Annotated in this window: 26 protein-coding genes; 14 read left to right on the forward strand and 12 right to left on the reverse strand. The window is 72.1% G+C overall.

Annotated elements, in window-relative coordinates; genetic code table 11:
* Window positions 1-14: 14 nt before the first annotated feature.
* Together H508_RS0101630 and H508_RS13885 are read left to right on the forward strand one after the other, a co-directional pair.
* Window positions 15-644, forward strand: coding sequence for an SDR family NAD(P)-dependent oxidoreductase (locus tag H508_RS0101630; protein WP_035253609.1), 630 nt, complete (start codon window positions 15-17; stop codon window positions 642-644).
* 132 nt (window positions 645-776) lie between these two features.
* Window positions 777-1292, forward strand: a complete 516-nt coding sequence (locus tag H508_RS13885) for a nitroreductase family deazaflavin-dependent oxidoreductase (RefSeq protein ID WP_051222495.1) — start codon at window positions 777-779, stop codon at window positions 1290-1292.
* Between the two features lie 2 nt (window positions 1293-1294).
* Here H508_RS13885 and H508_RS0101640 read toward each other — a convergent pair whose 3' ends face one another.
* The 4 genes from H508_RS0101640 to H508_RS0101655 form a co-directional block, all read right to left on the reverse strand.
* Window positions 1295-1738: a nitroreductase family deazaflavin-dependent oxidoreductase gene (locus H508_RS0101640; RefSeq protein ID WP_026372774.1), complete on the reverse strand. Its 444-nt coding sequence runs from the start codon at window positions 1736-1738 to the stop codon at window positions 1295-1297.
* Between the two features lie 172 nt (window positions 1739-1910).
* Window positions 1911-4418, reverse strand: coding sequence for a DEAD/DEAH box helicase (locus H508_RS0101645; RefSeq protein WP_026372775.1), 2508 nt, complete (start codon window positions 4416-4418; stop codon window positions 1911-1913).
* A gap of 35 nt (window positions 4419-4453) precedes the next feature.
* Window positions 4454-4783: a type II toxin-antitoxin system HicB family antitoxin gene (locus H508_RS0101650; RefSeq protein WP_021010332.1), complete on the reverse strand. Its 330-nt coding sequence runs from the start codon at window positions 4781-4783 to the stop codon at window positions 4454-4456.
* The gene (locus tag H508_RS0101655; RefSeq protein ID WP_021010331.1) at window positions 4780-4998 is read right to left on the reverse strand and encodes a toxin HicA; all 219 of its coding nucleotides are present in this window, start codon (window positions 4996-4998) and stop codon (window positions 4780-4782) included. The genes H508_RS0101650 and H508_RS0101655 overlap by 4 nt, the downstream gene beginning before the upstream one ends.
* A 284-nt stretch (window positions 4999-5282) precedes the next feature.
* Here H508_RS0101655 and H508_RS0101660 point away from each other — a divergent pair, with 284 nt between their 5' ends.
* From H508_RS0101660 to H508_RS13895, 5 genes are all read left to right on the forward strand, one after another.
* Window positions 5283-6773, forward strand: a complete 1491-nt coding sequence (locus tag H508_RS0101660; protein WP_026372776.1) for an SDR family NAD(P)-dependent oxidoreductase — start codon at window positions 5283-5285, stop codon at window positions 6771-6773.
* A gap of 7 nt (window positions 6774-6780) precedes the next feature.
* Complete coding sequence (locus tag H508_RS0101665) at window positions 6781-7023, forward strand: putative acetyltransferase (protein WP_026372777.1); 243 nt, start codon at window positions 6781-6783, stop codon at window positions 7021-7023.
* A 184-nt stretch (window positions 7024-7207) separates the two neighbouring features.
* Window positions 7208-7636, forward strand: coding sequence for a LapA family protein (locus tag H508_RS13890; RefSeq protein ID WP_084154918.1), 429 nt, complete (start codon window positions 7208-7210; stop codon window positions 7634-7636).
* Between the two features lie 202 nt (window positions 7637-7838).
* Entirely contained in the window at window positions 7839-9125 is a 1287-nt protein-coding gene (locus tag H508_RS0101675) for a M18 family aminopeptidase (RefSeq protein WP_026372778.1), read from the forward strand.
* Between the two features lie 11 nt (window positions 9126-9136).
* On the forward strand, window positions 9137-10129 hold the full coding sequence (locus H508_RS13895; RefSeq protein ID WP_051222496.1) for a glycosyltransferase family 2 protein: 993 nt from the start codon (window positions 9137-9139) through the stop codon (window positions 10127-10129).
* Window positions 10130-10145: 16 nt separating this feature from the next.
* On the opposite strand, the gene H508_RS0101685 is transcribed toward H508_RS13895, so the two are convergent.
* On the reverse strand, window positions 10146-10430 hold the full coding sequence (locus H508_RS0101685) for a metal-sensitive transcriptional regulator (RefSeq protein ID WP_026372779.1): 285 nt from the start codon (window positions 10428-10430) through the stop codon (window positions 10146-10148).
* Window positions 10431-10523: 93 nt separating this feature from the next.
* Between H508_RS0101685 and H508_RS0101690 the strand changes: the two genes are divergently transcribed.
* The 7 genes from H508_RS0101690 to H508_RS0101720 all read left to right on the forward strand — a co-directional run bounded on the left by H508_RS0101690 (window position 10524) and on the right by H508_RS0101720 (window position 15970).
* Window positions 10524-10709, forward strand: a complete 186-nt coding sequence (locus tag H508_RS0101690) for a hypothetical protein (RefSeq protein WP_026372780.1) — start codon at window positions 10524-10526, stop codon at window positions 10707-10709.
* Window positions 10710-10874: 165 nt separating this feature from the next.
* Window positions 10875-12290, forward strand: coding sequence for an MBL fold metallo-hydrolase (locus tag H508_RS0101695; RefSeq protein ID WP_026372781.1), 1416 nt, complete (start codon window positions 10875-10877; stop codon window positions 12288-12290).
* A 61-nt stretch (window positions 12291-12351) separates the two neighbouring features.
* Window positions 12352-12729, forward strand: a complete 378-nt coding sequence (trxA, locus tag H508_RS0101700; protein WP_026372782.1) for a thioredoxin — start codon at window positions 12352-12354, stop codon at window positions 12727-12729.
* Window positions 12726-12974, forward strand: a complete 249-nt coding sequence (locus H508_RS0101705; RefSeq protein WP_156905952.1) for a YgaP-like transmembrane domain — start codon at window positions 12726-12728, stop codon at window positions 12972-12974. The genes trxA and H508_RS0101705 overlap by 4 nt, the downstream gene beginning before the upstream one ends.
* A 125-nt stretch (window positions 12975-13099) precedes the next feature.
* Complete coding sequence (gene nhaA, locus H508_RS0101710) at window positions 13100-14359, forward strand: Na+/H+ antiporter NhaA (protein WP_026372784.1); 1260 nt, start codon at window positions 13100-13102, stop codon at window positions 14357-14359.
* A 277-nt stretch (window positions 14360-14636) separates the two neighbouring features.
* On the forward strand, window positions 14637-15743 hold the full coding sequence (locus tag H508_RS0101715; RefSeq protein ID WP_211220827.1) for an iron-containing redox enzyme family protein: 1107 nt from the start codon (window positions 14637-14639) through the stop codon (window positions 15741-15743).
* Window positions 15743-15970, forward strand: a complete 228-nt coding sequence (locus tag H508_RS0101720; RefSeq protein WP_026372786.1) for a CDGSH iron-sulfur domain-containing protein — start codon at window positions 15743-15745, stop codon at window positions 15968-15970. The genes H508_RS0101715 and H508_RS0101720 overlap by 1 nt, the downstream gene beginning before the upstream one ends.
* A 185-nt stretch (window positions 15971-16155) precedes the next feature.
* Here H508_RS0101720 and H508_RS0101725 read toward each other — a convergent pair whose 3' ends face one another.
* The 7 genes from H508_RS0101725 to H508_RS0101755 all read right to left on the reverse strand — a co-directional run bounded on the left by H508_RS0101725 (window position 16156) and on the right by H508_RS0101755 (window position 22427).
* On the reverse strand, window positions 16156-16833 hold the full coding sequence (locus H508_RS0101725; RefSeq protein ID WP_026372787.1) for a DNA alkylation repair protein: 678 nt from the start codon (window positions 16831-16833) through the stop codon (window positions 16156-16158).
* A 135-nt stretch (window positions 16834-16968) separates the two neighbouring features.
* The gene (locus H508_RS0101730) at window positions 16969-17976 is read right to left on the reverse strand and encodes a cation diffusion facilitator family transporter (RefSeq protein ID WP_026372788.1); all 1008 of its coding nucleotides are present in this window, start codon (window positions 17974-17976) and stop codon (window positions 16969-16971) included.
* Window positions 17973-18452 carry a transporter substrate-binding domain-containing protein gene (locus H508_RS0101735; RefSeq protein WP_035253612.1) on the reverse strand — a complete coding sequence of 160 codons (480 nt, stop codon included), beginning with the start codon at window positions 18450-18452 and terminating at the stop codon, window positions 17973-17975. Before H508_RS0101735 ends, H508_RS0101730 begins: the two co-directional genes overlap by 4 nt.
* A 51-nt stretch (window positions 18453-18503) precedes the next feature.
* Complete coding sequence (locus H508_RS0101740) at window positions 18504-19073, reverse strand: hypothetical protein (RefSeq protein ID WP_026372790.1); 570 nt, start codon at window positions 19071-19073, stop codon at window positions 18504-18506.
* Between the two features lie 16 nt (window positions 19074-19089).
* Window positions 19090-20238: a zinc-dependent alcohol dehydrogenase gene (locus H508_RS0101745; protein ID WP_026372791.1), complete on the reverse strand. Its 1149-nt coding sequence runs from the start codon at window positions 20236-20238 to the stop codon at window positions 19090-19092.
* An 81-nt stretch (window positions 20239-20319) separates the two neighbouring features.
* Window positions 20320-20844 (reverse strand): HNH endonuclease, encoded by a 525-nt coding sequence (locus H508_RS13900; RefSeq protein ID WP_035253614.1) that lies wholly within the window; start codon window positions 20842-20844, stop codon window positions 20320-20322.
* Window positions 20845-20909: 65 nt separating this feature from the next.
* Window positions 20910-22427: a SulP family inorganic anion transporter gene (locus H508_RS0101755; protein WP_051222499.1), complete on the reverse strand. Its 1518-nt coding sequence runs from the start codon at window positions 22425-22427 to the stop codon at window positions 20910-20912.
* Between the last annotated feature and the right edge of the window lie 57 nt (window positions 22428-22484).

The following is a 22484-nucleotide window of genomic DNA, read 5'->3' on the forward strand; positions in this document are numbered from 1 at the left end:
GCAGACTGGGGCGCATGCGCATCCTCATCGCCGGTGCCACGAGCGCGCTCGGGCACGCCACCGCATCCGCTCTGCTCGAGGCGGGGCACCACGTCATCGCGGTCGGCTCGAACGCCGACCGCCTAGGGCTCGTGGATGCCTCGGCGCGCCTCGAGTGCGACCTCACCGACCTCGAGGCGGTGCGGTCGCTCGCCGCGGAGGTCGGCGAGCTCGACGGGCTCGTGCACCTCGTGGGCGGCTGGCGGGGCGGCGGCGGTCTCGCGGGCCAGTCCGACGAGGACTGGACGTGGCTCGAGCGACGCGTCGTCGGCACGCTCCGCAACACCACGCGGGCGCTCGCGCCCGCGATCGGGCGCTCCCCGGCGGGCGTCATCGCGATCGTCTCCACCACCGGGCTCGAGCGGCCGACCGCCGGCAACGCCAACTACGTCGCGCTCAAGGCGGCGGCCGAGACGTGGCTCGCCGCCGTCGGGCACGAGCTGCGGAGCACGCCCGCGCGCACCGTCGTGAAGCGCGTCAAGGCGCTCGTCTCCGACGCCGATCGTGCGGCGCAGCCGGACCGCGACTTCGCCGGCTACACCGATGTCGCCGAGCTCGCGGCCGAGCTCGCCGCCGAGTTCGCCCCCGCCAAGGCCGCCGGCTGACACCTGGCCCGCTCGACGAGTCGCTCGACCAGGCAGCTGCGCGGCCGACCGACGACGAGGGCTCGGCGACGCACGGAACCGGTTGAGCGTCGGGCGACGATGCGCGAGGCGCCGACCTGCGATGATCGCCGCATGGCCGGCTCGCTCGTGCGCACGCTGCGCCGCATCCTCGCGCCCGTCTCGCGCACGCGCTGGTTCCGCCGCGTCGGCCCGAAGGCGCTCCCGGTCGCCGAGCGCATCCTCCGCCGCGTGACCGGCGGGCGGCTCATCGTCTCGGGCGTCCTCGTGCCCTCGCTCGTGCTGCGCTCGACCGGCGCGAAGAGCGGCGAGCCGCGCAGCGTCGAGCTCATGTACACGCCCGACGGCGCGGGCGGAGCGATCGTCGCGGGCACGAGCTTCGCGCGAGCGCAGCACCCTGCCTGGACGGCGAACCTCGCCGCGCATCCGGACGCCGAGGTCGTCGTGCGCGGCCGCGCCTACCGGGTGCGCGCCGACCGCATCCCCGAGGCTGACCGCGACGCTGCGTGGGCGCGCATCGGGCGCCAGTGGCCCGGCTACCGCCAGTACGAGCGCGACTCCGGCCGCGAGGTGCGCCTCTTCCGCCTCACGACCGACGCCGAGCCGTCGCCCTTCGACGGCCGCCTCTGACCTCAGTCCTCCATGCGGGTCAGCAGGAACACCGGGATCAGCCGCTCGGTCTTCTCCTGGTAGCTCGCGTAGTCGGGCCAGGCCTCGACCGCCCGCGCCCACCACGCATCCCGCTCCTCGCCCGGCTCGAGCTCGCGCGCGAGGTAGTCGTGCTTCTCGGCGCCGTCCTGCAGCTCGACGTGCGGGTTGCGCTTGAGGTTCCAGTACCAGGTCGGATGCGTCGGGTGGCCTCCCTTGGACGCCACCACGAGGTACTGCCCCTCGTGCTCGACGCGCATGAGCGCGGTCTTGCGCAGCTTGCCGCTCTTCGCGCCGACGCTCGTCAGCACGATGATCGGCTTGCCGCGCAGCGTGTTGGCCTCGCGGCCATCGGTCGCCTCGTACGTCTCGGCCTGCTTGCGCGCCCACTCCGACTCGCTCGGCGCGTACTCCCCCTGCAGCGGCATGCGTGCTCCTTCGTCCCGACGTGGGGTCAACGGTAGTCGCGTCGGCTGAGGCCCAACCCGCTGGCTGAGCCGGTCCGCGCGCGCAGCGCGCAGACCGTGTCGAAGCCTCGATCACTGATTCGGCTTCGACACGCTGTGCGCCTGCGGCGCGCAGCGGCTCAGCCAGCGCGGGCTACAGCCGCCCGACCTTCGTGACCCGCACCACCGCGCGACCCTCCTCCGCCGAGGCCGCGAGGTCGATCGTCGCCCAGATGCGCCAGTCGTGGTCGCCGGCCGGGTCGGCGAGGATCTGCTGCGCCTCCCACACCTGCGGCCCCTCCTCGATGACGAGCATCCGCGAGCTCCGCGCACCCGCCCCCGTGCCGATCGAGCCGTGCTCGTCGTAGTAGGCGTCGAGCGCCTCACCCCAGGCGTCCGCGTCGAAGCCGGACGACGCATCCAGCTCGCCCAGCTCCTCGTGCTTGTCGAGCGCCGCGAGCTGCACGCGGCGGAACAGCTCGTTGCGCACGAGCACGCGGAACGCCCGCGGGTTCGCGACGACCGAGGGCGGCGGCGGGGGCGCGATCGGCGCCTCGCCCGGCGCGGTGGGGTGCATGAGCTCTTCCCACTCGTCGAGCAGGCTCGAGTCGACCTGGCGCACGAGCTCGCCGAGCCACTCGATGAGGTCGAGCAGCTCCTCGCCCTTCACCTCGTCGGGCACCGTCTGCCGGATCGCCCGGAACGCATCCGAGAGGTACCGCAGCACGAGCCCCTCCGAGCGCGAGAGCCCGTAGTGCTGCACGTAGTCGGCGAAGGTCATCGCCCGCTCCCACATGTCGCGCACGACCGACTTCGGCGAGAGCTCGAAGTCGCGCACCCACGGCTGCGACTCGGCGAACATCGCGAGCGCCTCGGTCAGCAGCTCCTCGAGCGGCTTGGGGTGCGTGACGTCCTCGAGCAGCTCCATGCGCGCCTCGTACTCGATGCCCTCCGCCTTCATCGCCGCGACCGCCTCGCCGCGCGCGAGGAACTGCTGCTGCGAGAGGATCGGCCGCGGGTCGTCGAGGGTCGCCTCGATGACCGAGACGACGTCGAGCGGATGCGTCGGGCTGGCCTCATCGAGCAGGTCGATCGCGGCGAGCGCAAACGGCGAGAGCGGCTGGTTGAGCGCGAAGTTCGGCTGCAGATCGACCGTGAGGCGGACGCGCGGGGGCGCGTCGGGATCGCGGGGATCGGGGTGCTGCTCGACGATGCCCGCAGTCCGGAGCGTGCGGTAGATCGCGAGCGCGCGCCGCTTGAGCTCGAGCTGCTTCGCGCGCGGCTCGTGCGACGACTCGATGAGCTCCCGCACCGCGGTGAACGCGTCGCCGCCGCGACCGATGATGTTGAGCAGCATCGAGTGGCTGATGCGCAACTGTGGCTGCAGCGGCTCGGGCTCGGCCTCGATGAGCTTCTCGAACGAGGGCTTGCCCCACGAGACGAAGCCATCGGGCGCCTTCTTCCGCACCAGCTTGCGCCGCTGCTTCGGGTCGTCGCCGGCCTTCGCGAGCATCTTCGCGTTCTCGGCCTCGTGCTCGGGCGCCTGCGCGACGACGGTGCCGGCGGTGTCGTAGCCGGCGCGGCCCGCGCGACCCGCGATCTGGTGGAACTCGCGCGCGGTGAGGTGACGCATCCGGGTGCCGTCGAACTTCGTCAGCCCCGTGAGGAGCACCGTGCGGATGGGCACGTTGATGCCGACGCCGAGCGTGTCGGTGCCGCAGATGACGCGCAGCAGGCCCTGCTGCGCGAGCTGCTCGACGAGCCGCCGGTACTTCGGCAGCAGCCCCGCGTGGTGCACGCCGATGCCCTGGCGGACGAGCCGCGAGAGCGTCTGGCCGAAGCGGGTCGTGAAGCGGAAGTCGCCGATCGCGCGAGCGATCTCGTCGCGCTGCTCCCGCGTAGTGATCTTCGCCGACGTGAGCGCCTGCGCGCGCTCGAGGGCGGCCGCCTGCGAGAAGTGGACGATGTAGACCGGGGAGCGCTGGGTCGCCAGCAGCTCTTCGATCGTCTCGTGCACGGGCGTCATCGCGTACTCGTAGGTGAGCGGCACGGGCCGCTCGACGCCCGTGACCTGCGCGGTCTCGCGGCCGGTGCGGCGGCTGAGGTCGTCGGCGATGCGGGTGACGTCGCCGAGCGTCGCCGACATGAGGATGAACTGCGCTTGCGGGAGGGTCAGCAGCGGCACCTGCCACGCCCAGCCGCGCTGCGGGTCGGCGTAGAAGTGGAACTCGTCCATCACGACCTGGCCGACGTCGGTCTGCTCGCCGTTGCGCAGGGCCACGTTCGCGAGGATCTCGGCGGTGCAGCAGATGATCGGGGCGTCGGCGTTGACCGAGGAATCGCCGGTGACCATGCCCACGTTCTCGGCGCCGAAGACGTCGACGAGCTGGAAGAACTTCTCGCTCACGAGCGCCTTGATCGGCGCGGTGTAGAAGGTTCGCTTGCCCTGCGCGAGGGCGGCGAAGTGCGCGCCAACCGCCACGAGCGACTTCCCCGTGCCCGTCGGGGTCGAGAGGATGACGTTCGAGCCGCTCACGACCTCGATGAGCGCCTCCTCCTGCGCCGGGTAGAGCGGCAGCCCGCGCTCGGCCGACCACGCGGCGAACGCGTCGAAGGCGGCGTCGGGGTCCCAGGGCGAGGGGGCGAGGTCGAGGAGGGGCATCGCCTCGAGTCTGTCGCACTCGCCGCAGGGCCGCTTCAGACTTCGGCGAGCGCCTGCGAGATGAGCCGGTTGATCGACACCCTCTCCTCTGCGGCCCGCATGGCCACCTTCTTGTGGAGCGACGGCGAGATGCGCACACTGAGCTTCCCCGAGTACACCCTGTCGACGAGCGGCACCGGCACTTCTTCCCCTCGCTCGCGCAGGTCAGCGACGACCGACTCGATCAGCGCCTCCAAGCCCCGCAGGGCCTCCGGCGCCTCGTCCGCGACCCATGACAGCGACGGGAACTCCGCCGCGGTGGCGACGAAGGCTCCGTCCTCCTCCGACCACACCGTGCGGTAGCCGTAGTGCAGGCTGCTGCTCATCGCTCCTCCTCAAGCTTCTCGATGGCGGCGAGCACTTGCCGCACCTGGTACGGCACCGCGGCACCGTCGCGATCCTGGATGTTGACGCGGGGGTCACCCGGCCAAGGCGTCGCGAACACGAGATGCGAGCCGCCGCTCTGCCGCGGCTCCCCGAAGTAGTGCTCGCACACCGCTCGCAAGTCCGAGAAGCGCACGTTCGTCGGGGCGTTGCGCATGGCATCGAGTCGTTTTCTCGAGCTTCCCCACGGCGGTGATGGTAGCACTATTGCCACTACTTGTGGATGGCGGAGCCCCCAAGTGCGTCGGCTTGAGGGCATCAACCATCTGCGGAAACGATGTGCACGCTCTCGCGGCTCGGCGGGCGCGCGAGTCGCAGCACCGTGCACACCGTCGCCCCGAGCGCGACAGCTCCCGGAGAGATGTGCACGCTCTTGCGGCACAGGGCCGGCGCCAGCCGCAACACCGTGCACACGGATGTGACCGCTCGGTAGACTGGCCTGTGCTCCCCCACCAATCGGCTCCCTCCGGCGCGCCCGCAGACGCCGTCGAGACGCTCTCGGCCGACGACGTCGCCACCACGCTCCGCGTACTCGAGACGCTCCACCGCATGGACCGCGACGACCCCCACTACGTCGCCGTCCGGCAGGCCACCGCGAACATGTTCAAGGAGGTCAAGCTCGCGAGCCGCAAGGCGAAGCACGCGCGCATCCAGGCCGCAGACCGCGCGGTCGTCGCGAAGACCGCCACCGGCGCGCCCGACCGCATCGACGACGAGACGCGCGGCATCCCGCTCGAGACCCGTAGCGCATCCCCGACCGCCGGCACCCTCATCCGCGCCCGCGGCTGCTACATCTGCAAGCAGCAGTACACGGTCGTCGACGCGTTCTACCACCAGCTCTGCCCTGATTGCGCGGCGATGAGCCACGCGAAGCGCGACGCCCGCACCGACCTCACCGGCAAGCGCGCGCTGCTCACGGGCGGCCGCGCGAAGATCGGCATGCACATCGCGCTGCGGCTGCTGCGCGACGGCGCGCACACGACGATCACGACGCGGTTCCCGCGGGATGCGGTGCGCCGGTTCTCGGCGATGCCCGACTCGGGCGAGTGGCTCGGCAGGCTCAAGGTGGTCGGCATCGACCTCCGCGACCCGGCGCAGGTCATCGGGCTCGCCGAGGAGGTCGCGGCCGCCGGTCCGCTCGACATCCTGATCAACAACGCGGCCCAGACGGTGCGCCGCTCGGCGGGCGCCTACGCGCCGCTCGTCGAGGCGGAGCTCGCGCCGCTGCCGGACGGCCCGCGTCCCGAGCTCGTGACGTTCGGGCACACGAACGACGCGCATCCGCTCGCCCTCGCCGCGTCGGTCGCGAGTCACCCGATCCTCGCGAGCGCCGCCGTCACCGCCGACGAGCTCTCGCAGCAGGCGATGGCCGCGGGCTCGTCGTCGCTCGAGCGGCTCGCTGCCGGCACCGCGATCGACGCGGGCGGCCTGCTTCCCGACGAGGCGCACGTCAACTCGTGGACCCAGCACGTCGACCAGGTCGAGCCGCTCGAGATGCTCGAGGTGCAGCTCGCCAACATGACGGCGCCGTTCCTGCTCGTCTCGCGGCTGCGCGCATCCCTCGCCGCGTCGACCGCGCGCCGCACCTACATCGTCAACGTCTCGGCGATGGAGGGCGTCTTCGGCCGCGGCTACAAGGGCCCCGGCCACCCGCACACGAACATGGCGAAGGCCGCGCTCAACATGCTCACTCGCACGAGCGCGCGCGAGATGTTCGAGAGCGACGGCATCCTCATGACCGCGGTCGACACCGGCTGGATCACCGACGAGCGGCCGCACTTCACGAAGGTGCGGCTCGCCGAGGAGGGCTTCCACGCCCCGCTCGACCTCGTCGACGGCGCCGCGCGCGTCTACGACCCGATCGTGCGCGGCGAGGCGGGCGAGGACCTCTTCGGCGTCTTCCTCAAGGACTACGCGCCGGGATCGTGGTGAGGTGTCGATGACGCCCGGCGAGCTGCGCGCGCTGCCGCTCCGCACGCGCGTCGTCGTGCGCTACCGGCTGCACGGCGACACTCACACGGCGACGGATGCGCTCGGCGAGCTCGTGCACGTCGGCGACACCACGTGCACGGTCGCGACCCGTCGCGGCGAGGTGGTCATCGCGATCGCCGACATCGTCGCCGCGAAGACGGTGCCTCCGCCGCCCGAGCGGCGCCCGCGTCGCCCTCCGCTGGTCGAGTAGCCGGGCGCAGCCCGGCGTATCGAGACCGACTGCCGCCTCCGTCTCGATACACCCGCTGCGCGGGCTACTCGACGAGCGGGAGATGCGCGGGCTACTCGACGAGCGGGGCCGCGCACACCGGATCTCAGGCTCGCCTGGCTAGCGTGTCCCCCACCAGCGCAAGCCGCGAGCAAGGAGAGCCGCCATGGCCGAGAACCAGGACCCGACCGCGACGCCCGCCCGCAGCGTGCCCGCGACCACGACCGACGCAGGCACGCAGGCCTCCTCGACCGGCCGGGCCACCGCATCCGCCGAGCCGAAGGAGGTGCGGCTCGACCCGACCCTCGACGGCCACCAGCGGCAGGGCATCTCGGGCGCGACGTGGGTCGCCCTCATCCTCGGCACGGTCATCCTCGTGCTGCTGCTCATCTTCATCCTGCAGAACAACGAGCCGGCGGACTTCGCGTTCCTCGGCCTCGACTTCAGCCTGCCGCTCGGCGTCGCGATGCTCTTCGCCGCGATCGCGGGCGTGCTCATCACGGCGCTGCTCGGCTCGGTGCGCCTGTTCAAGGTGAGCCGCCGCGTGCGGAAGCTCGAGAAGGAGCGCGAGCAGATCAAGCAGGCGCTGCGCTGACCCTCGACCGCGCCGGGCGCCGCTGACTCAGCCCACCGGCACGGTGCGGTAGCCCTCCGCCGGCCGGGCCCGCGGCAGAGATAGGGCGAGTCGCTCTGGAGCGCTGGGCATTCGAGCGACTCGCCCACTACCTGCAGCTGGCGGAGTCGGCGGCCCCTCGGCTGCCCGCGGCTAGGCTCGGAGCACCCGACCTGGAGGTTCCGTGCCCGTCGCTCCCGTCGCCCACGCCGAGGATCTCGCCGACTTCGTCGACGCATCCCCCTCGAGCTTCCACGCCGCCGCCGAGGTCGCCCGCCGCCTGCAGGAGGCCGGCTTCACGAGCCTCGACGAGACGGATGCGTGGCCCGAGACCGCTGGCAAGCACCTCGTGGTGCGCGACGGTGCCGTCATCGCCTGGGTCGTGCCCCAGGGGGCGTCGGCCACGACGCCGGTGCGGGTCTTCGGCGCGCACAGCGACTCCCCCGGCTTCAAGCTCAAGCCGCAGCCGACGACCGGCCGGCTCGGCTGGCTGCAGGCGGGGGTCGAGGTCTACGGCGGACCGCTCATCAACTCGTGGCTCGACCGCGAGCTGCGCCTCTCCGGTCGGCTCGTGCTCGACGACGGCAGCGAGGCGCTCGCCGACTCCGGGCCGCTCCTGCGCCTGCCGCAGCTCGCCATCCACCTCGACCGCGGCGCGAACGACGGGCTGACGCTCGACAAGCAGGCGCACACGCAGCCGGTGTGGGGACTCGGCGCGCCCGAGTCGGCCGACCTGCTCGCCGAGCTCGCCGCATCCGCCGGCATCGACGCGAGCCGCATCCGCGGCTACGACCTCACGACCGCCGATGCCGCCCGCGGTGCCCTCTTCGGCAAGGACGACGTCTTCTTCGCCGCCGGGCGGCTCGACGACCTCGCGAGCGTGCATGCCGGCGTTGCGGCACTCGCGAAGGCGGCCGACGGCTTCGACGGCGACCACATCCCGATGCTCGCGGTCTTCGACCACGAGGAGATCGGCTCGGCGACCCGCTCGGGCGCGGCCGGCCCCTTCCTCGAGGACGTGCTCGAGCGCATCGGCCTCGCCCTCGGCGCCGACCGGGGCGAGCGCATGCGCGCGCTCGCGTCGTCGTGGTGCGTCTCGAGCGACGTCGGCCACTCGGTGCATCCGAACTTCGCCGAGAAGCACGACCCGGTCGTGCAGCCGCTGCTCGGCTCGGGACCGATCCTCAAGATCAACGCCAACCAGCGCTATGCGACTGACGGCACCGGTGCCGCCGCGTGGCACGGCTGGTGCGAGGCGGCGGGCGTCTCGAGCCAGGCGTTCGTCTCGAACAACACCGTGCCGTGCGGCTCGACGATCGGGCCGATCACCGCGACGCGGCTCGGCATCCGCACGGTCGACGTCGGCATCCCGATCCTGTCGATGCACTCGGCGCGCGAGCTCGCGGGCGTGAGCGACCTCTTCGACCTCGCGCGCGTCGCCGAGGCGTTCTTCACCGGCACCGAGATCTGAGCCGAGCGCCGGTGAGCCAGCGGACGGGCGTCGACTACATCCTGCCGCTGCGCTGGGATGCCGCGACCTCCCGCCGCGAGCGCGCCGAGCTGACCGCCTACCTCGAGCGGCTGCGAGACTGGGCCGACGTCGTGGTGGTCGACGGCTCCGCCGAGCCGACGTTCAGCGAGCACCACGAGGCGTGGGCGCCGCTCGTGCGCCACATCCGCCCCGACCGGACGACGCCGAACGGCAAGGTCGCGGGCGTGCTCACCGGGATCGACGCGACCGAGCAGCCGCGCATCGTGATCGCCGACGACGACGTGCGCTACACCGAGGCGGCACTGGCGGATGCGGTCGGTCGCCTCACGCGCGCGGGCATCGTCGCGCCGCAGAACCACTTCCGGCCGCTCCCCTGGCACGCGCGCTGGGATACTGCCCGCTCGCTCATCAACCGGGCGCTCGGCGCCGACTACCCCGGCACGCTCGTCGTGCGTCGCGAGTTCGCCGCCGACGGCTACCGCGGCGACGTGCTGTTCGAGAACCTCGAGCTGCTGCGGACTGTCGAGGCGCGCGGCGGCCGCGTCGAGTGGGCGAGGGACCTCTTCGTCGAGCGCCGCCCGCCGACGCCCGCGCACTTCCGCTCGCAGCGCATCCGTCAGGCCTACGACTCGTTCGCGCAGCCGGCGCGGCTCGCGGCCGAGCTCACGCTGCTGCCGGCACTGCTCCTGCAGGCGCGCCGCCCGCTCGGCTACCTGCTGTGGGCTGCGGCCGCGATCGCCGTCGCCGAGCGCGGCAGCCGCGTCGATGGCGGCCGGCGGATCTACCCGACCACCGCCGCGCTGTGGGCGCCCGCGTGGGTCGCGGAGCGCGCGGTCACCGCGTGGCTCGCGGTCGGGTGGCGAGCGCTCGGCGGCGTGCCCTACGCGGGCGGGCGGCTCCGCCACGCAGCGTCCTCCGCGCGTCGACTGCGTCGGGCCGCCTCCGTCGAGCGCGCGCCGCTCGAGCGGCGCGCGCTCCGCTGAGGCTCGCCGAGCCGGCTCACGCGAGCGAGAGGAAGAGCTTCTCGAGCTCGTCGACGCGCTCGCCGCCCTCGGGCTCGTCGGCGAGGCACTCCTTGAGCGCGCCGGCGACGACGAGGAAGCCGGCGCGGTCGACCGCCTTCGAGACGGCGGAGAGCTGCTGCACGATGTCGCGGCAGTGCGCGTCGTCCTCGACGGCCGCGATCACGGCGGCGAGCTGCCCGTGGGCGCGACGCAGCCGGTTGACGACCTTGCGCTTCGCCTCGGGATCGTGCATGGCGGGGATGTCGGGCGTCGTGCTCATCGGTACCTCCTGGGTTGACAGCAACGATACCCCCTGGGGTATAGTTTCGATACCCCCCGGGGTATCCGGGACCAAGAGCGCCAGGAGGGCGAGATGTGCAGAGCGACGACCTGCCGCGTGTGCGGCAAGACCACCTGGGCGGGCTGCGGCCAGCACGTGCAGGAGGTGCGCCGCGGCGTGCCTGCCGGGCAGTGGTGCAACGGCAAGCACTCCGAGAGCGAGATCGCCGAAGCGCGCGGCGCCCGACCCGGATTCCTCGCCCGCCTGTTCGGGCGCTGACCCACGACCGAGAAGAGGACACGACCATGTGCGCACGCATCACTTGCGACCGCTGCGGCAAGCCGACGTGGGCCGGCTGCGGCCAGCACGTCGAGGAGGCCCTCGCGGGCGTCCCGGTCGCCGACCGCTGCCGCTGCTGACGTCGAGCGAGAGGAAGGGACCACCATGCTCCTGGAGCGCTTCTACGACGAGGACCTCGCGCAGGCGAGCTACGTCATCGGCTGCCAGGCGACCGGGGAGGCGATCGTCGTCGACCCCCGCCGCGATGTCGAGGCCTACCTCGACTTCGCCACGAGCCGGGGCCTGCGCATCGCGCACGTGACCGAGACCCACATCCACGCGGACTACCTCTCGGGCACGCGCGAGCTCGCGGCGCGCACGGGCGCCCGCATGCACGTCTCCGACGAGGGTGGCCCCGACTGGACCTACGGCGAGCGCTTCGACGACGCCGACCGAATGCTCGACGGCGACACGATCGCGGTCGGCAACATCACCCTGCGGGCCCTCCACACCCCCGGCCACACGCCCGAGCACCTCTCCTTCCTCGTCACCGACGGCGCGCAGGCCGACGAGCCCGGCTTCATGCTCACGGGCGACTTCGTCTTCGTCGGCGACGTCGGGCGGCCCGATCTGCTCGACGAGGCTGCCGGCGGCGTCGACACCCGATTCGAGGGCGCGAAGCAGCTCTTCGCGAGCCTGCGCGATCGCTTCCTGACCCTGCCCGACTACGTGCAGGTGCTGCCCGCGCACGGCGCCGGCAGCGCGTGCGGCAAGGCGCTCGGCGCGATCCCGACCACGACCGTCGGCTACGAGCGCGCCTTCGCGTGGTGGGCGCCGCATCTCGCGGCCGACGACGAGCAGGGCTTCGTCGACGAGCTGCTCTCCGGCCAACCCGACGCGCACGCCTACTTCGCGCGCATGAAGTCGCAGAACCGCTCCGGCCCCGCGCTCCTCGGCGAGCTCGCCCCGCTGCCCGAGCGCTCGATCGAGTCGGTGCGCGAGCTGCTCGTGGCCGACGCGACGATCCTCGTCGACACCCGCGACCAGCACGCCGTGCACGCCGGCACCGTTGAGGGCGCACTGAACATCCCCGGCGCCGACAAGGCAGCCAGCTACGGCGCCTGGGTCTACGACCCCGAGGCCGAGTCGCGACCGCTCGTGCTGCTCGCCGACGACGAGGGCGAGGCGGGGCGGATGCGCGACCACCTCGTGCGGGTCGGGATCGACGCCGTCGAGGGCTACGTGTGCTCGCTCGACCGACTGCCCCTCGTGCAGCCGCGGCTGCTGCCGCCGGAGGAGCTCGACGGCCTCGCCGACGCGCAGCTCGTCGACGTGCGCGGCCGGTCCGAGCACGACGCCGGCCACATCCCGGGCTCCCGCCACCTCAGCGGCGGCCGCGCCCTCTGGCACCTCGACGAGCTGCCGCGGGGCGGCACGGTCGTCACCTACTGCCAGAGCGGTGTGCGCAACAGCGTCGTCGCGAGCGCGCTGCGGCGCGCAGGCGTCGACGTCGTCGAGCTCGACGGCTCGTACGCGGGCTGGCTGCGCTCGAGCGCGGGCGAGCCGGTCACCGCCACGTGAGCGCACCGCTCGTTCCCCTCACCCACAGCCCACACCGACCCGCGACCGGAAGGATCGGACCATGACCACCCGAGACATCACCATCGACACCTTCGAGCCGACCGTCGCGGCGGACGGCATCGTGCTGCTCGACTTCTGGGCCGCGTGGTGCGGACCGTGCCGCATGTTCGCCCCCACGTTCGAGCGCGCGTCCGAGCAGCACCCCGACATCGTCTTCGGCAAGGTCGACACCGAGGATCAGCAGCAGCTCGCCGCGGCCTTCGGCATCACCTCGATCCCGACCCTGATGGCGTTCCGCGACGGCATCCGGGTGTTCTCGCAGCCCGGCGCGCTGCCCCCGGAGCAGCTCGAGCAGCTCATCGCGGGCGTGCGCGGCCTCGACATGGACGACGTGCGGCGGCAGCTCGCCGAGCAGGACTCCGGCAGCCCCTCGGCATGAGCGCGCGCGGTCGCCCTATCCGCTGCGCATCCGGCACGCCGGAGCGGGTGACCCAGGCCGGCATCGGCCTGCTGCTCGCGGCCTTCGCGCTCGACAGCCTCGACCAGCCGCTGCTCGCGATCACAACGGCGCTCGGTGGAGCGCTGCTCATCGTCGGTGCGATCCGCGGCTGGTGCCCCGGCGGGCTGCTGGCCCAGCGCGTCGCAGCGGCGCCCCGAGAGGAGCAGCAGCCGGTCGAGCGCTGAGCGAGCCAGGCGCCAGGCACGTCCAGGGACGAGCGCGCCGCGCGCCGTAGACTGGATGCGGTGTGCCGGGAAGCCTGGTCGGCGTGCCGCCGGGCGCGTGGCTCGGTGGCGTCGAGAGGAGCCCCGTGGAGCCCACCCGCACCCCGACCGGCGCGCGACGCGCGCGCCTCGCGCAAGCGCTGCGACTCGAGACGACGAGCGGCGTGCTGCTGCTCGTCGCCGCTGCCGCCGCACTCATCTGGGCGAACTCGCCCTGGCGCGAGTCGTACGCATCCCTCATGGAGCTGCGCCTCGGCCCCGAGGCGCTGCACCTCGACCTGAGCGTCGCCGCGTGGGCCGCGGATGGGCTGCTCGCGGTGTTCTTCTACGTCGTCGGCGTCGAGCTCAAGCACGAGATCGTCGCGGGGAGCCTCCGCGATCCGAAGCGCGCGGCCGTGCCGGTGCTCGCCGCGGTCGGCGGCATGGCGCTGCCGGCCGCCGTCTACGTCGGCATCGTGCTGGTGGCGGGCGACCCGGCGGCGCTCAGCGGCTGGGCGATCCCCGCCGCGACCGACATCGCGTTCGCCCTCGCGGTGCTCGCGATCTTCGGCCGCGGGCTCCCGATCGGCCTGCGCACCTTCCTGCTCACGCTCGCGGTGGTCGACGACCTGCTCGCGATCGTCGTGATCGCCGTCTTCTACACCGCGACCGTGCAGCTGTTCGCGCTGCTCGGCGCCGCCCTCGCGGTCACTGCCTTCGCGCTGCTCGTCCGCAGCCGCTTCGACTCGCCGTGGGTGCTGATCCCCATCGCGCTCGTCGCGTGGTGGCTCATGCACGAGTCCGGCGTGCACGCGACGATCGCGGGGGTGCTGCTCGGCGCGACCGTGCCGGCGGATCGCCTCTACGGCGAGCGCGAGCCTCGTACCCATCAGCACGAGGCCGCGGTGCGGCCGTGGTCGACGGCGATCGCATTGCCCGTCTTCGCCTTCTGCTCCGCCGGCGTCTCGGTCGCCGACGGCGGCGGCTTCGCGGAGCTCGCGGCGCAGCCGGTGCTGCTCGCCGTCGCCGCTGGCCTCGTGCTCGGCAAGCTGCTCGGCGTGCTCGGCGTGACGGCGATCGCGACCCGCTTCACCGGGCTGCGGCTGCCCGACGGCATCGGGATCCGCGACCTCGTGCCCGTCGCCCTGCTCACCGGCATCGGGTTCACCGTCTCGCTGCTCATCACCGAGCTGTCGTTCGACGACGCCGCCCGCACCGATGCGGCGAAGCTCGCCGTGCTCGTCGGCTCGGGCATCGCGGCGCTGCTCGCCGCGCCCCTCCTGCGCTGGGACGCGCGCCGCGCGCGCAGCGCCGACGAGAACCGCGACGGCGTGCGCGATTCGGCTCAGCCTCGCATCGGTGACTGACCCCGGGGTCGCGGCTCCTGGGCATCGACGCCCGCCCCAGGCTTCTCCCGAGGATCCCGTCTAGGGTCGCGGTTGATCGAACTGCCGAGCGGTTCGCGTGCGGATCGTCTCGGGTCGGGGCTGTCGACGACTTCGCGATGGTCCCGCGTCGGCCGCGAACCGGTGCCCGGCGTGCGACCATGCGACCCGGCAGCGGGCGAAGAGCAGAACCGATCGGCGACGGCGCAGCGCGTGCATCCCCCGGAGCCGGTCGCCATCACGAACGAAGAGGAGCCCTATGGAAGCGACGCGATCTGCAGCGACGAGCGACGAGTGGAGCTTCGAGGCGCCGCCGTTCGGCGCCCGTGGCCCCGTGAGCGAGCAGCTCCTCGCCGCGTTCCGCCGACCCGCCGCCGACGCCGACGAGACGCTCGCCGGACTGCCGGTCGCGCTCGCCGACGCGATCGCGGCCACGGACGACATCGCTCGCGACGACGACCTGCAGCTGTCGCTCCTGCTCCTGCACGGCCTGCACTACGGCTCCGTCGTCGATGCCGACGAGGAGTGGGAGTGGCACCCGTCGACCGTTGCGGCCCGGGTCGCCATCGAGCGCGCCTTCGAGCACGAGCTCCGCGAGCGAGTGGGAAGCGTCGCGGTGCCGTCCGCCGACGCCGAGGCGGTCGCGGCCGCGCTCTTCAAGCTGACGAAGCCGACGCCCGGACCGAGCGTCGCGCGATTCGTCGCGAAGCAGGCGACCGACGAGCAGGCGCGCGAGTACGTGGTGCTGCGCTCCGTGTACACGCTCAAGGAGGCCGACGCGCAGACGTGGAGCATCCCGCGGCTGAGCGGACGGGCCAAGGCCGCCCTCGTCGAGATCCAGGCGGACGAGTACGGCGGCGGGCGCCCGGAGCGGATGCACTCGGCGATCTTCGCGAGGACGATGCGCGAGCTGGGTCTCGACGACCGCTACGGCGCGTACCTCGACGCCGTGCCCGCCATCACGATCGCCTCCTTCAACATGATGAGCATGTTCGGGCTGAACCGGCGCCTGCGGGGCGCGAGCGCCGGGCACTACGCCGCCTACGAGATGACCTCGTCCCTCCCCAACCGCATGCTCGGCGACGGGTTCCGGCGCCTAGGCTACGGCGAGGAGGTCACCGACTACTTCGACGAGCACGTCGAGGCGGATGCGGTGCACGAGCAGATCGCGGGCCGCGACCTGGCAGGCGGGCTGGCCGAGCACGAGCCGTCGCTCGTGCCCGACATCATGTTCGGCGCCGTCGCGTCGATGATGATCGACGGCTGGGCGGCGGAGCGGACCCTCGATGCATGGACGGCCGGTCGCTCCGCGCTGCGGGAAGCGGTCGACCTGGGTCGCAGCGCGCAGCTCGAAGAGGTGTCGTGATGCACGCATCGGAGATCGTCGCCTGCGTCGACGGGCCGCTGCTCGTGCGCGGGGACTTCGAGCTGGTCTCGTCGACCGGCGAGCCGGTCGAGCGCACGCGACGCACCGTGGCGCTGTGCCGATGCGGGGCTTCGGCGATCAAGCCCTTCTGCGACGGCACGCACAAGCTCGTCGGCTTCCGCACCGAGCCGCCGCGGGAGCCCGACGCCGTCGAGGGCTCGCAGTAGCGGTCAGACGGCAGCGCGTTCTTCACGCCGTCCCAGACGATGCTGACGGCGATCACCTCGGGGCTCGCGCTGGGCTGGCGAGCGCTCGGCGGGATGCGCCATTGCGTCCTATTGGTACGCATCGGCTCTCATCGACTTTGGAGAGGCGAATCGTTCGCGCGTTGAGTGCGCCGCCGCGCCGCAGCTCAACGAGCCGTCGCAGTCTCCTGCCGCCGCACGATCTCGGTGATCCACGTGGGCGCGAACGGCGACGTGCAGTTCGGCGGCGTCGGGTAGTCCTTCAGCACCCCGAGCCGCTCGCCGATCGCGAGCGCCCGCGCGCGGTGCTCGGGATGCGCGATGCCGATCTGCGCGAGCGTCGTGTTCATCTCCCACTGCAGCCGTTCGGGCGCATCCCGCATCTCCGCCTCGATCGTGTCGAGCAGGGCGGGGAGGTCGAGCCCCTCCGGGCGCTTGACGACCCGGTCGCTCGTCAGCGCCCATCCCGCGCTCGCGACCACGGCATCCGCGTCGTCGAGCCAGGCGAGGCGCAGAGCGTCGGCCTCCGGGTGCTTCTTCACGACGTAGTTCACGAGCCAGTCGTGCACCTTCGGGGCGCGCGCCTCGCGCAGCATGGCGTCGAGCGCGTCGCGCGAGAACGATTTCGGGCGGCAGATGAGGAGCGCGAGCAGCCGCGCGGCGGTGTCATCCGTCGCCCACAGCTCGAGGGCGAGCTCGTGCTGCGTCTTCAGCCGCTTCGCGATCGCGCGCAGCTTGCCGAGGTTGACGCCGTGGTCGTCGCCGTGGCGCTCGTTGACCTCGCGCATGCGCGGGTCGTCGAGGGCGGCGAGCTCGGCGAGCAGCGCCTCGGCGGTGTCGCTCACGTCGCCTCCCGGGGTCCCGCCACAGCGTAGCCCCGTCACGCTTCGCAGGCGATCCCCCGGCGCCGAGGGGAATCCTCCCTCGACCATCCCGGATCGCCTGCAGAACGAAGTGCGCCGCGGCGGTGGCGTCTGCGCTCAGCGGTTGCGCTCGGACTGGTGCGACGCGCCGGGGCCGCCGACCTCCTCGGGGAGCTCGTCGATCGGGACGATGACGATGTCCTGGATCTTCCAGTCGAGGTCGATGCAGCCGTCGCGCGCGTCCATGAGCTGCTGCATCGTCGGGTGCATGCCGTGCCGTGGCACGACGAACGACTCGACGTGGAAGACGTGGCCCTGGTCGCGCACGCGCGAGCCGGCCTGCGCCACCCACGGCAGGCCGCGCAGGTACTCGTCGATCTCCGCGGCGTCGGGATGCGGCTCGCCCTCGTCGAAGGTCGTCGCACGGGTGTCCATGAGGTCGGTGATCGCCGCCTTCATGTTCTTCACCCCGTCCGAGAGGACGCTCGCCGAGATGAACAAGGCGGCCGCAGAGTCGGCCCACCAGAGGCCGAGCCCGATGCCGGCGACCCCGACGATCGAGCCGGCCGCGGTCATCCAGTCGGCCTTGTTCATGTCGGCGTCGGCGTAGAGCACCTTGTCGTGCAGCTCCTCCGCGAGCTGCATCTTCACCTTGCCGAACCAGATCGGCAGCGGGATGGTGAGCGCCATCACGCCCATCATGAGCCAGCCGAGCCAGAGCTGCTGGCCGAAGATCACGACGGTGCCGATCGGCGGGTGCTCGGCCATGACGAGCCCCGAGACCGAGTCGTAGATGAGGAATCCGCCCATGGCGAAGAGCGCGACACCGGCGACGAGGTGCGCGACGCCGACCGAGCGGTGGAAGCCGTAGGGGTAGGCCTTCGTCGGCGTCTTGTTGACGAGCCGCACCGCGAGCAGGAACGCGAACGGCGGGGCGAGCGAGAGGAGGTCTTCGATCCACGCGGCCTTCATGGCCTGCGAACCGCCCATCACGAGCCCAACGGCGGTGATGGCGACGGCGAGGAAGCCGATCGTCGCCCACTCGATGCGGATGGCACGCTGGAGCGCCCGCTGCTGCCGCTCGGGCAGCTCCGTGCGTCCGAAGCGATCGGTGCGAGCCTTCATGCGCCGGTCTCCTCGTGCAGGAACGTCTCGAGCTCGACGAGGAAGGCGTTCTCTCCCATCGGCACGATCATGACGTGCTTCTCAGTGCGACCGTCGGCGGTCTGCTCCTCGACGTAGGGCCGCGTCGTCGAGTCGCGCTCCGCCCACGGGGTGTCGTGCAGGAAGCCGCCGATCACGAGATCGAGCTCGCCCTGCTCGAGCGCGTGGAGCAGCTCCGCTTCGCTGCCGGTCGTCCACGCGATGTCGGCGTCGAGCCGCTCGGCGAACTTCTCGACGAGCGCGGGCTCCGAGCCGGTCGGCTCATCGACGTCGTCGAGCTCGACGTAGGGGCGGTGCTCGGTGGCGCCGACGCGCAGCACGTCCCCGCGCACCCGCTCGAGCGTGCCCTCCGGGTCGTTGGGGAACTGCATGCCGCAGCCGGTCAGAGCAACCGCCGCGACCATCGCGCTCGCGAGCGCCAACCGCATCCTCACCATGGTCCGGACACTAGCCCCGCCACCGTAGAGCGCGCTGGAGCCGAGGCGCTCCTAGCGCTTGCCGCGCAGCAGCGCCCGCACTCCGGCGAGCGCGCCGAGCCCCACGAGCACCCACGGGCCCGCCACCAGGATCGGGTCGATCCACTGGTGGTTGACGTCCGCGCGCTTCCGGCCGACGCGCGCCGTGAGGCCGTGCCGCAGCTCGCTCACGACGCCGGTCTGGGTGATGGGGTTGTCGGGCCGCAGGGTCGCGAGCGAGCGCAGGTGGGCGCCCCACGCATCCACCCGGTCTCCGGCGATGAGGAGGAGCCAGTGGGCGGCGCGACCCTCGCTGAAGCGGTCGTAGGCGAAGCGCCGGATCGCGCCCGAGACGCCGTGCAGCGGCGCCGCGGTGCCGAACACCGGCGGGAGCATGCCGTGCTCGATCGAGCGCTCGCGCGGCTGGTCGCCTTCGGGCTGCCGATCGGGGAAGTCCCAGTGCGCGCCCGTGCCGTTCAGATCGAAGCGCTCGCGCGGCACCGACGGCCGGTCGGCGGGGTCGAGGTCGACGCCCCAGCCGGGGATGCGTGCGCGCAGCTCCTCGCGCGTCGCCGGCTCGGGCTTGTTCGCGGTGTAGGGCATGGTCGCTCTCCTGCTCTCAGTGCTCGCCGACGACCACGAGCGGCTTGATGCAGTCGTCGAGCTTCGACGAGAAGATGTGGTAGCCCTCGGCGATGTGCTCGAGGGGGATGCGGTGGGTCACGATGTCGCTCGGCTTCAGGTGGCCCGCCTGGATGTGCTCGAACAGCCTCGGCCACTGCCGCTTCATCGGCGCCTGGTTCATGCGCAGCGTCAGGCCCTTGTTCATCGCATCGCCGAACTTCACGGCGCTGAAGATCGGGCCGTAGGCGCCCATGACCGAGACGGTCGCGCCCTTCCGCACCGAGTCGATCGCCCAGTTCAGCGCGATCGGCGAGCCGCCCTGCAGCTTGAGCTTCGCGGCGGTGACGTGCTGGAGGAAGTTGCCGTCGGCCTCCGCTCCCACCGCGTCGATCGCGACGTCGGCGCCGAACCAGTCGGTGATCCTCTTGAGGTGCACGACGATGTCGTCGTACTCGGTGAAGTTGTAGGTCTCGGCGTGCGCGAACGTGCGGGCCTTCTCGAGCCGGTAGTCGAGGTGGTCGATGACGATGACGCGACCGGCGCCCATGAACCACGCCGACTTCGCGGCGTAGAGCCCGACGGGGCCGGCGCCGAACACCACCACGGTGTCGCCCTCGGTGATGTCGCCCAGCTGGGCTCCGAAGTAGCCGGTGGAGAGCGCATCCGTCAGCATCACGGCATCCTCGTCGTCCATCCACTCCGGGATGATCGTCGGGCCGACGTCGGCGAACGGCACGCGTACGAACTCGGCCTGGCCGCCATCGTAGCCGCCCGTGGTGTGCGAGTAGCCGTAGAGCGCGCCGACCGCCGTGGCGTTCGGGTTGACGTTGTGGCAGTTCGAGTAGAGCCCCCGCGTGCAGTAGAAGCACGAGCCGCAGTAGATGTTCGCTGGCACCATCACGCGGTCGCCGACCTTGAGGCTCTGCACCGACGGGCCGACCTCGTCGACGACGCCGATGAACTCGTGCCCGAAGGTCGTCCCGACCCGGGTGTCGGGCATCATGCCGTGGTACAGGTGCAGGTCGGAGCCGCAGATCGCGCCGAGCTGCACGCGGATGATCGCGTCGTTCGGGTGCTCGATCCTCGGCTTGGGCTTCTCCTCGACCCGCACCTTGTAGGGCCCGCGGTAGACCATCGCTCGCATCGGCTCGCCTCCTGGTGGATTGGTGAGCCAGCGTCGCAGGGGCGCGCACGCCGCTTCAAGGCGTGGCGGCTGGGAATCCCCTCATCGCTCGGTCGTCGATGGGCGGATGCGTCGGCGCGGCCCGGACGAGGCAGGCACGAGGCGCGCGGCGCGGTCCTCCTCGCTCATCCGCGCGAGCACGCGCACGTCAGCGCCGTCCGGGAAGTAGTCGCGCCGGCGTCGCTCGAGCCCGTGGATGTACCACCACGGCGGCACGAACGCCCCCTTCGAGCGGTTGTGCCCGCGGCACAGCGCTTGCCCGTTGCTCACGACCGTCGGGCCGCCCTTCGACCACGGCATGATGTGGTCCGCATCCGTCGCCGGTGACGAGCATCGGCCCCAAGTAAAGAACAGCGGCGCCTCGCAGCGCCCGCCGGCGCGAGCCATGACCGTGGCCCGCGCGGCGAACTTGAAGCTGCGCCACGGGTCGCGCTTCGTCGAGCCGGGGCCACGACCGAGCATCGGGAATCGCAGCACGACGACGAGCGCCAGCATCGGGATGAGCCACCACAGGTGAGGCGCGAGCACCGCGAGCGCTCCTTGTGCCATGAGCGCAGCGAGGTCCATGGCGCCATCATGGCTGACATCACCCACATCGGTCGCTCCCGCGCCGCATCAGGCGCGCGGCGCGGTCAGCCCTCCCCGCCGAGCCGCCCCGTCATCCGCCCGTGCATCTGCGTCGAGGCCGCGTTGAGCCCCTGCAGCTCGACCGTCTTGCCGAGCCGCGCGTACTTCGTCTCGATCGCGTCGAGCGCGGCGACGGTCGACGCGTCCCAGATGTGCGAGCGCGAGAGGTCGACGACGACCCGCTCCGGGTCATCGACGTAGGAGAACTGCGTCGTGAGGTCGTTGGAGGAGGCGAAGAACAGCTCGCCCTCCACCGTGTAGTGCGCCGACGCATCCGTCGCCGTCCGGGTCACCGTCGCGAAGTGCGCCACCCGGCGGGCGAAGAGCACCATCGCCGTCACGACGCCGACGATGACGCCGATCGCGAGGTTGTGCGTCGCCACGACGACCGCGACGGTGACGACCATCACGAGCGTCTCCGACTTCGGCAGGCGCCTCAGCGTCGCGGGGCGGATGCTGTGCCAGTCGAAGGTGCCGACCGACACCATGACCATGACCGCGACGAGCGCCGCCATCGGGATGAGGCCGACGATGTCGCCGAGCGCGACGATGAGGATGAGCAGGAAGACGCCGGCGAGGAAGGTCGAGACCCGCGAGCGGGCGCCCGATGCCTTCACGTTGATCATCGTCTGGCCGATCATCGCGCAGCCGCCCATGCCGCCGAACATGCCGGAGGCGATGTTGGCGACGCCCTGGCCCCAGGACTCGCGCGTCTTGTCGGAGCGGGTGTCGGTGACGTCGTCGACGAGCTTCGCCGTCATGAGCGACTCCATGAGGCCGACGAGCGCCATCGCGAGCGCGGTCGGGCCGATGATGCCGAGGGTCTCGAGGGTGAGCGGCACCTGCGGGATGAAGAGCTCGGGCAGGCTGCGCGGCAGCTCGCCCTGGTCGGCGACGTTCGGCACCGACCAGCCGAAGACGAGCACGGCCGCGGTGAGCAGCACGATCGCGACGAGCGGCGCCGGCACGACCCTCTGCAGCTTCGGCAGCAGCACGAGGATGAGGATGCCGACCCCGACGAGCGGGTAGACGAGCCACGGCACGTCGATGAGGTGCGGGATCTGCGCGATGAAGATGAGGATCGCGAGCGCGTTGACGAAGCCCACCATCACGCTGCGCGGGATGAAGCGCATGAGCTTCGCGACGCCGAGCACGCCGAGCACGATCTGCAGCGCGCCGGCGAGCAGCACGGTGGCGATGAAGTAGTCGAAGCCGTGCTCGCGCATGATCGGCGCGATGACGAGCGCGATGGCGCCGGTCGCGGCGCTGATCATCGCGGGCCGGCCGCCGACGAAGGCGATCGTGACGGCCATGATGAAGCTCGAGAAGAGGCCGACGCGCGGGTCGACGCCCGCGATGATCGAGAAGGAGATCGCCTCGGGGATGAGCGCGAGCGCGACGACGAGGCCGGCGAGCGCCTCGCGCGTGAGCAGCTTCGGGTTCTTCAGCACGGTGGCGACGGATGGGTCGTCGCGGTAGCGCTCGCGGGTGACGGGGGCGGTGGTGGTCACGGGATGCTCCATGGGACGGCGCGGGCGTGCCGCGGCGGATGTGGGGCGCAGCGGCGCGCGGCGCTCCGT

The organism is Agrococcus lahaulensis DSM 17612 (assembly GCF_000425105.1).
GTDB classification, from domain to species: domain Bacteria; phylum Actinomycetota; class Actinomycetes; order Actinomycetales; family Microbacteriaceae; genus Agrococcus; species Agrococcus lahaulensis.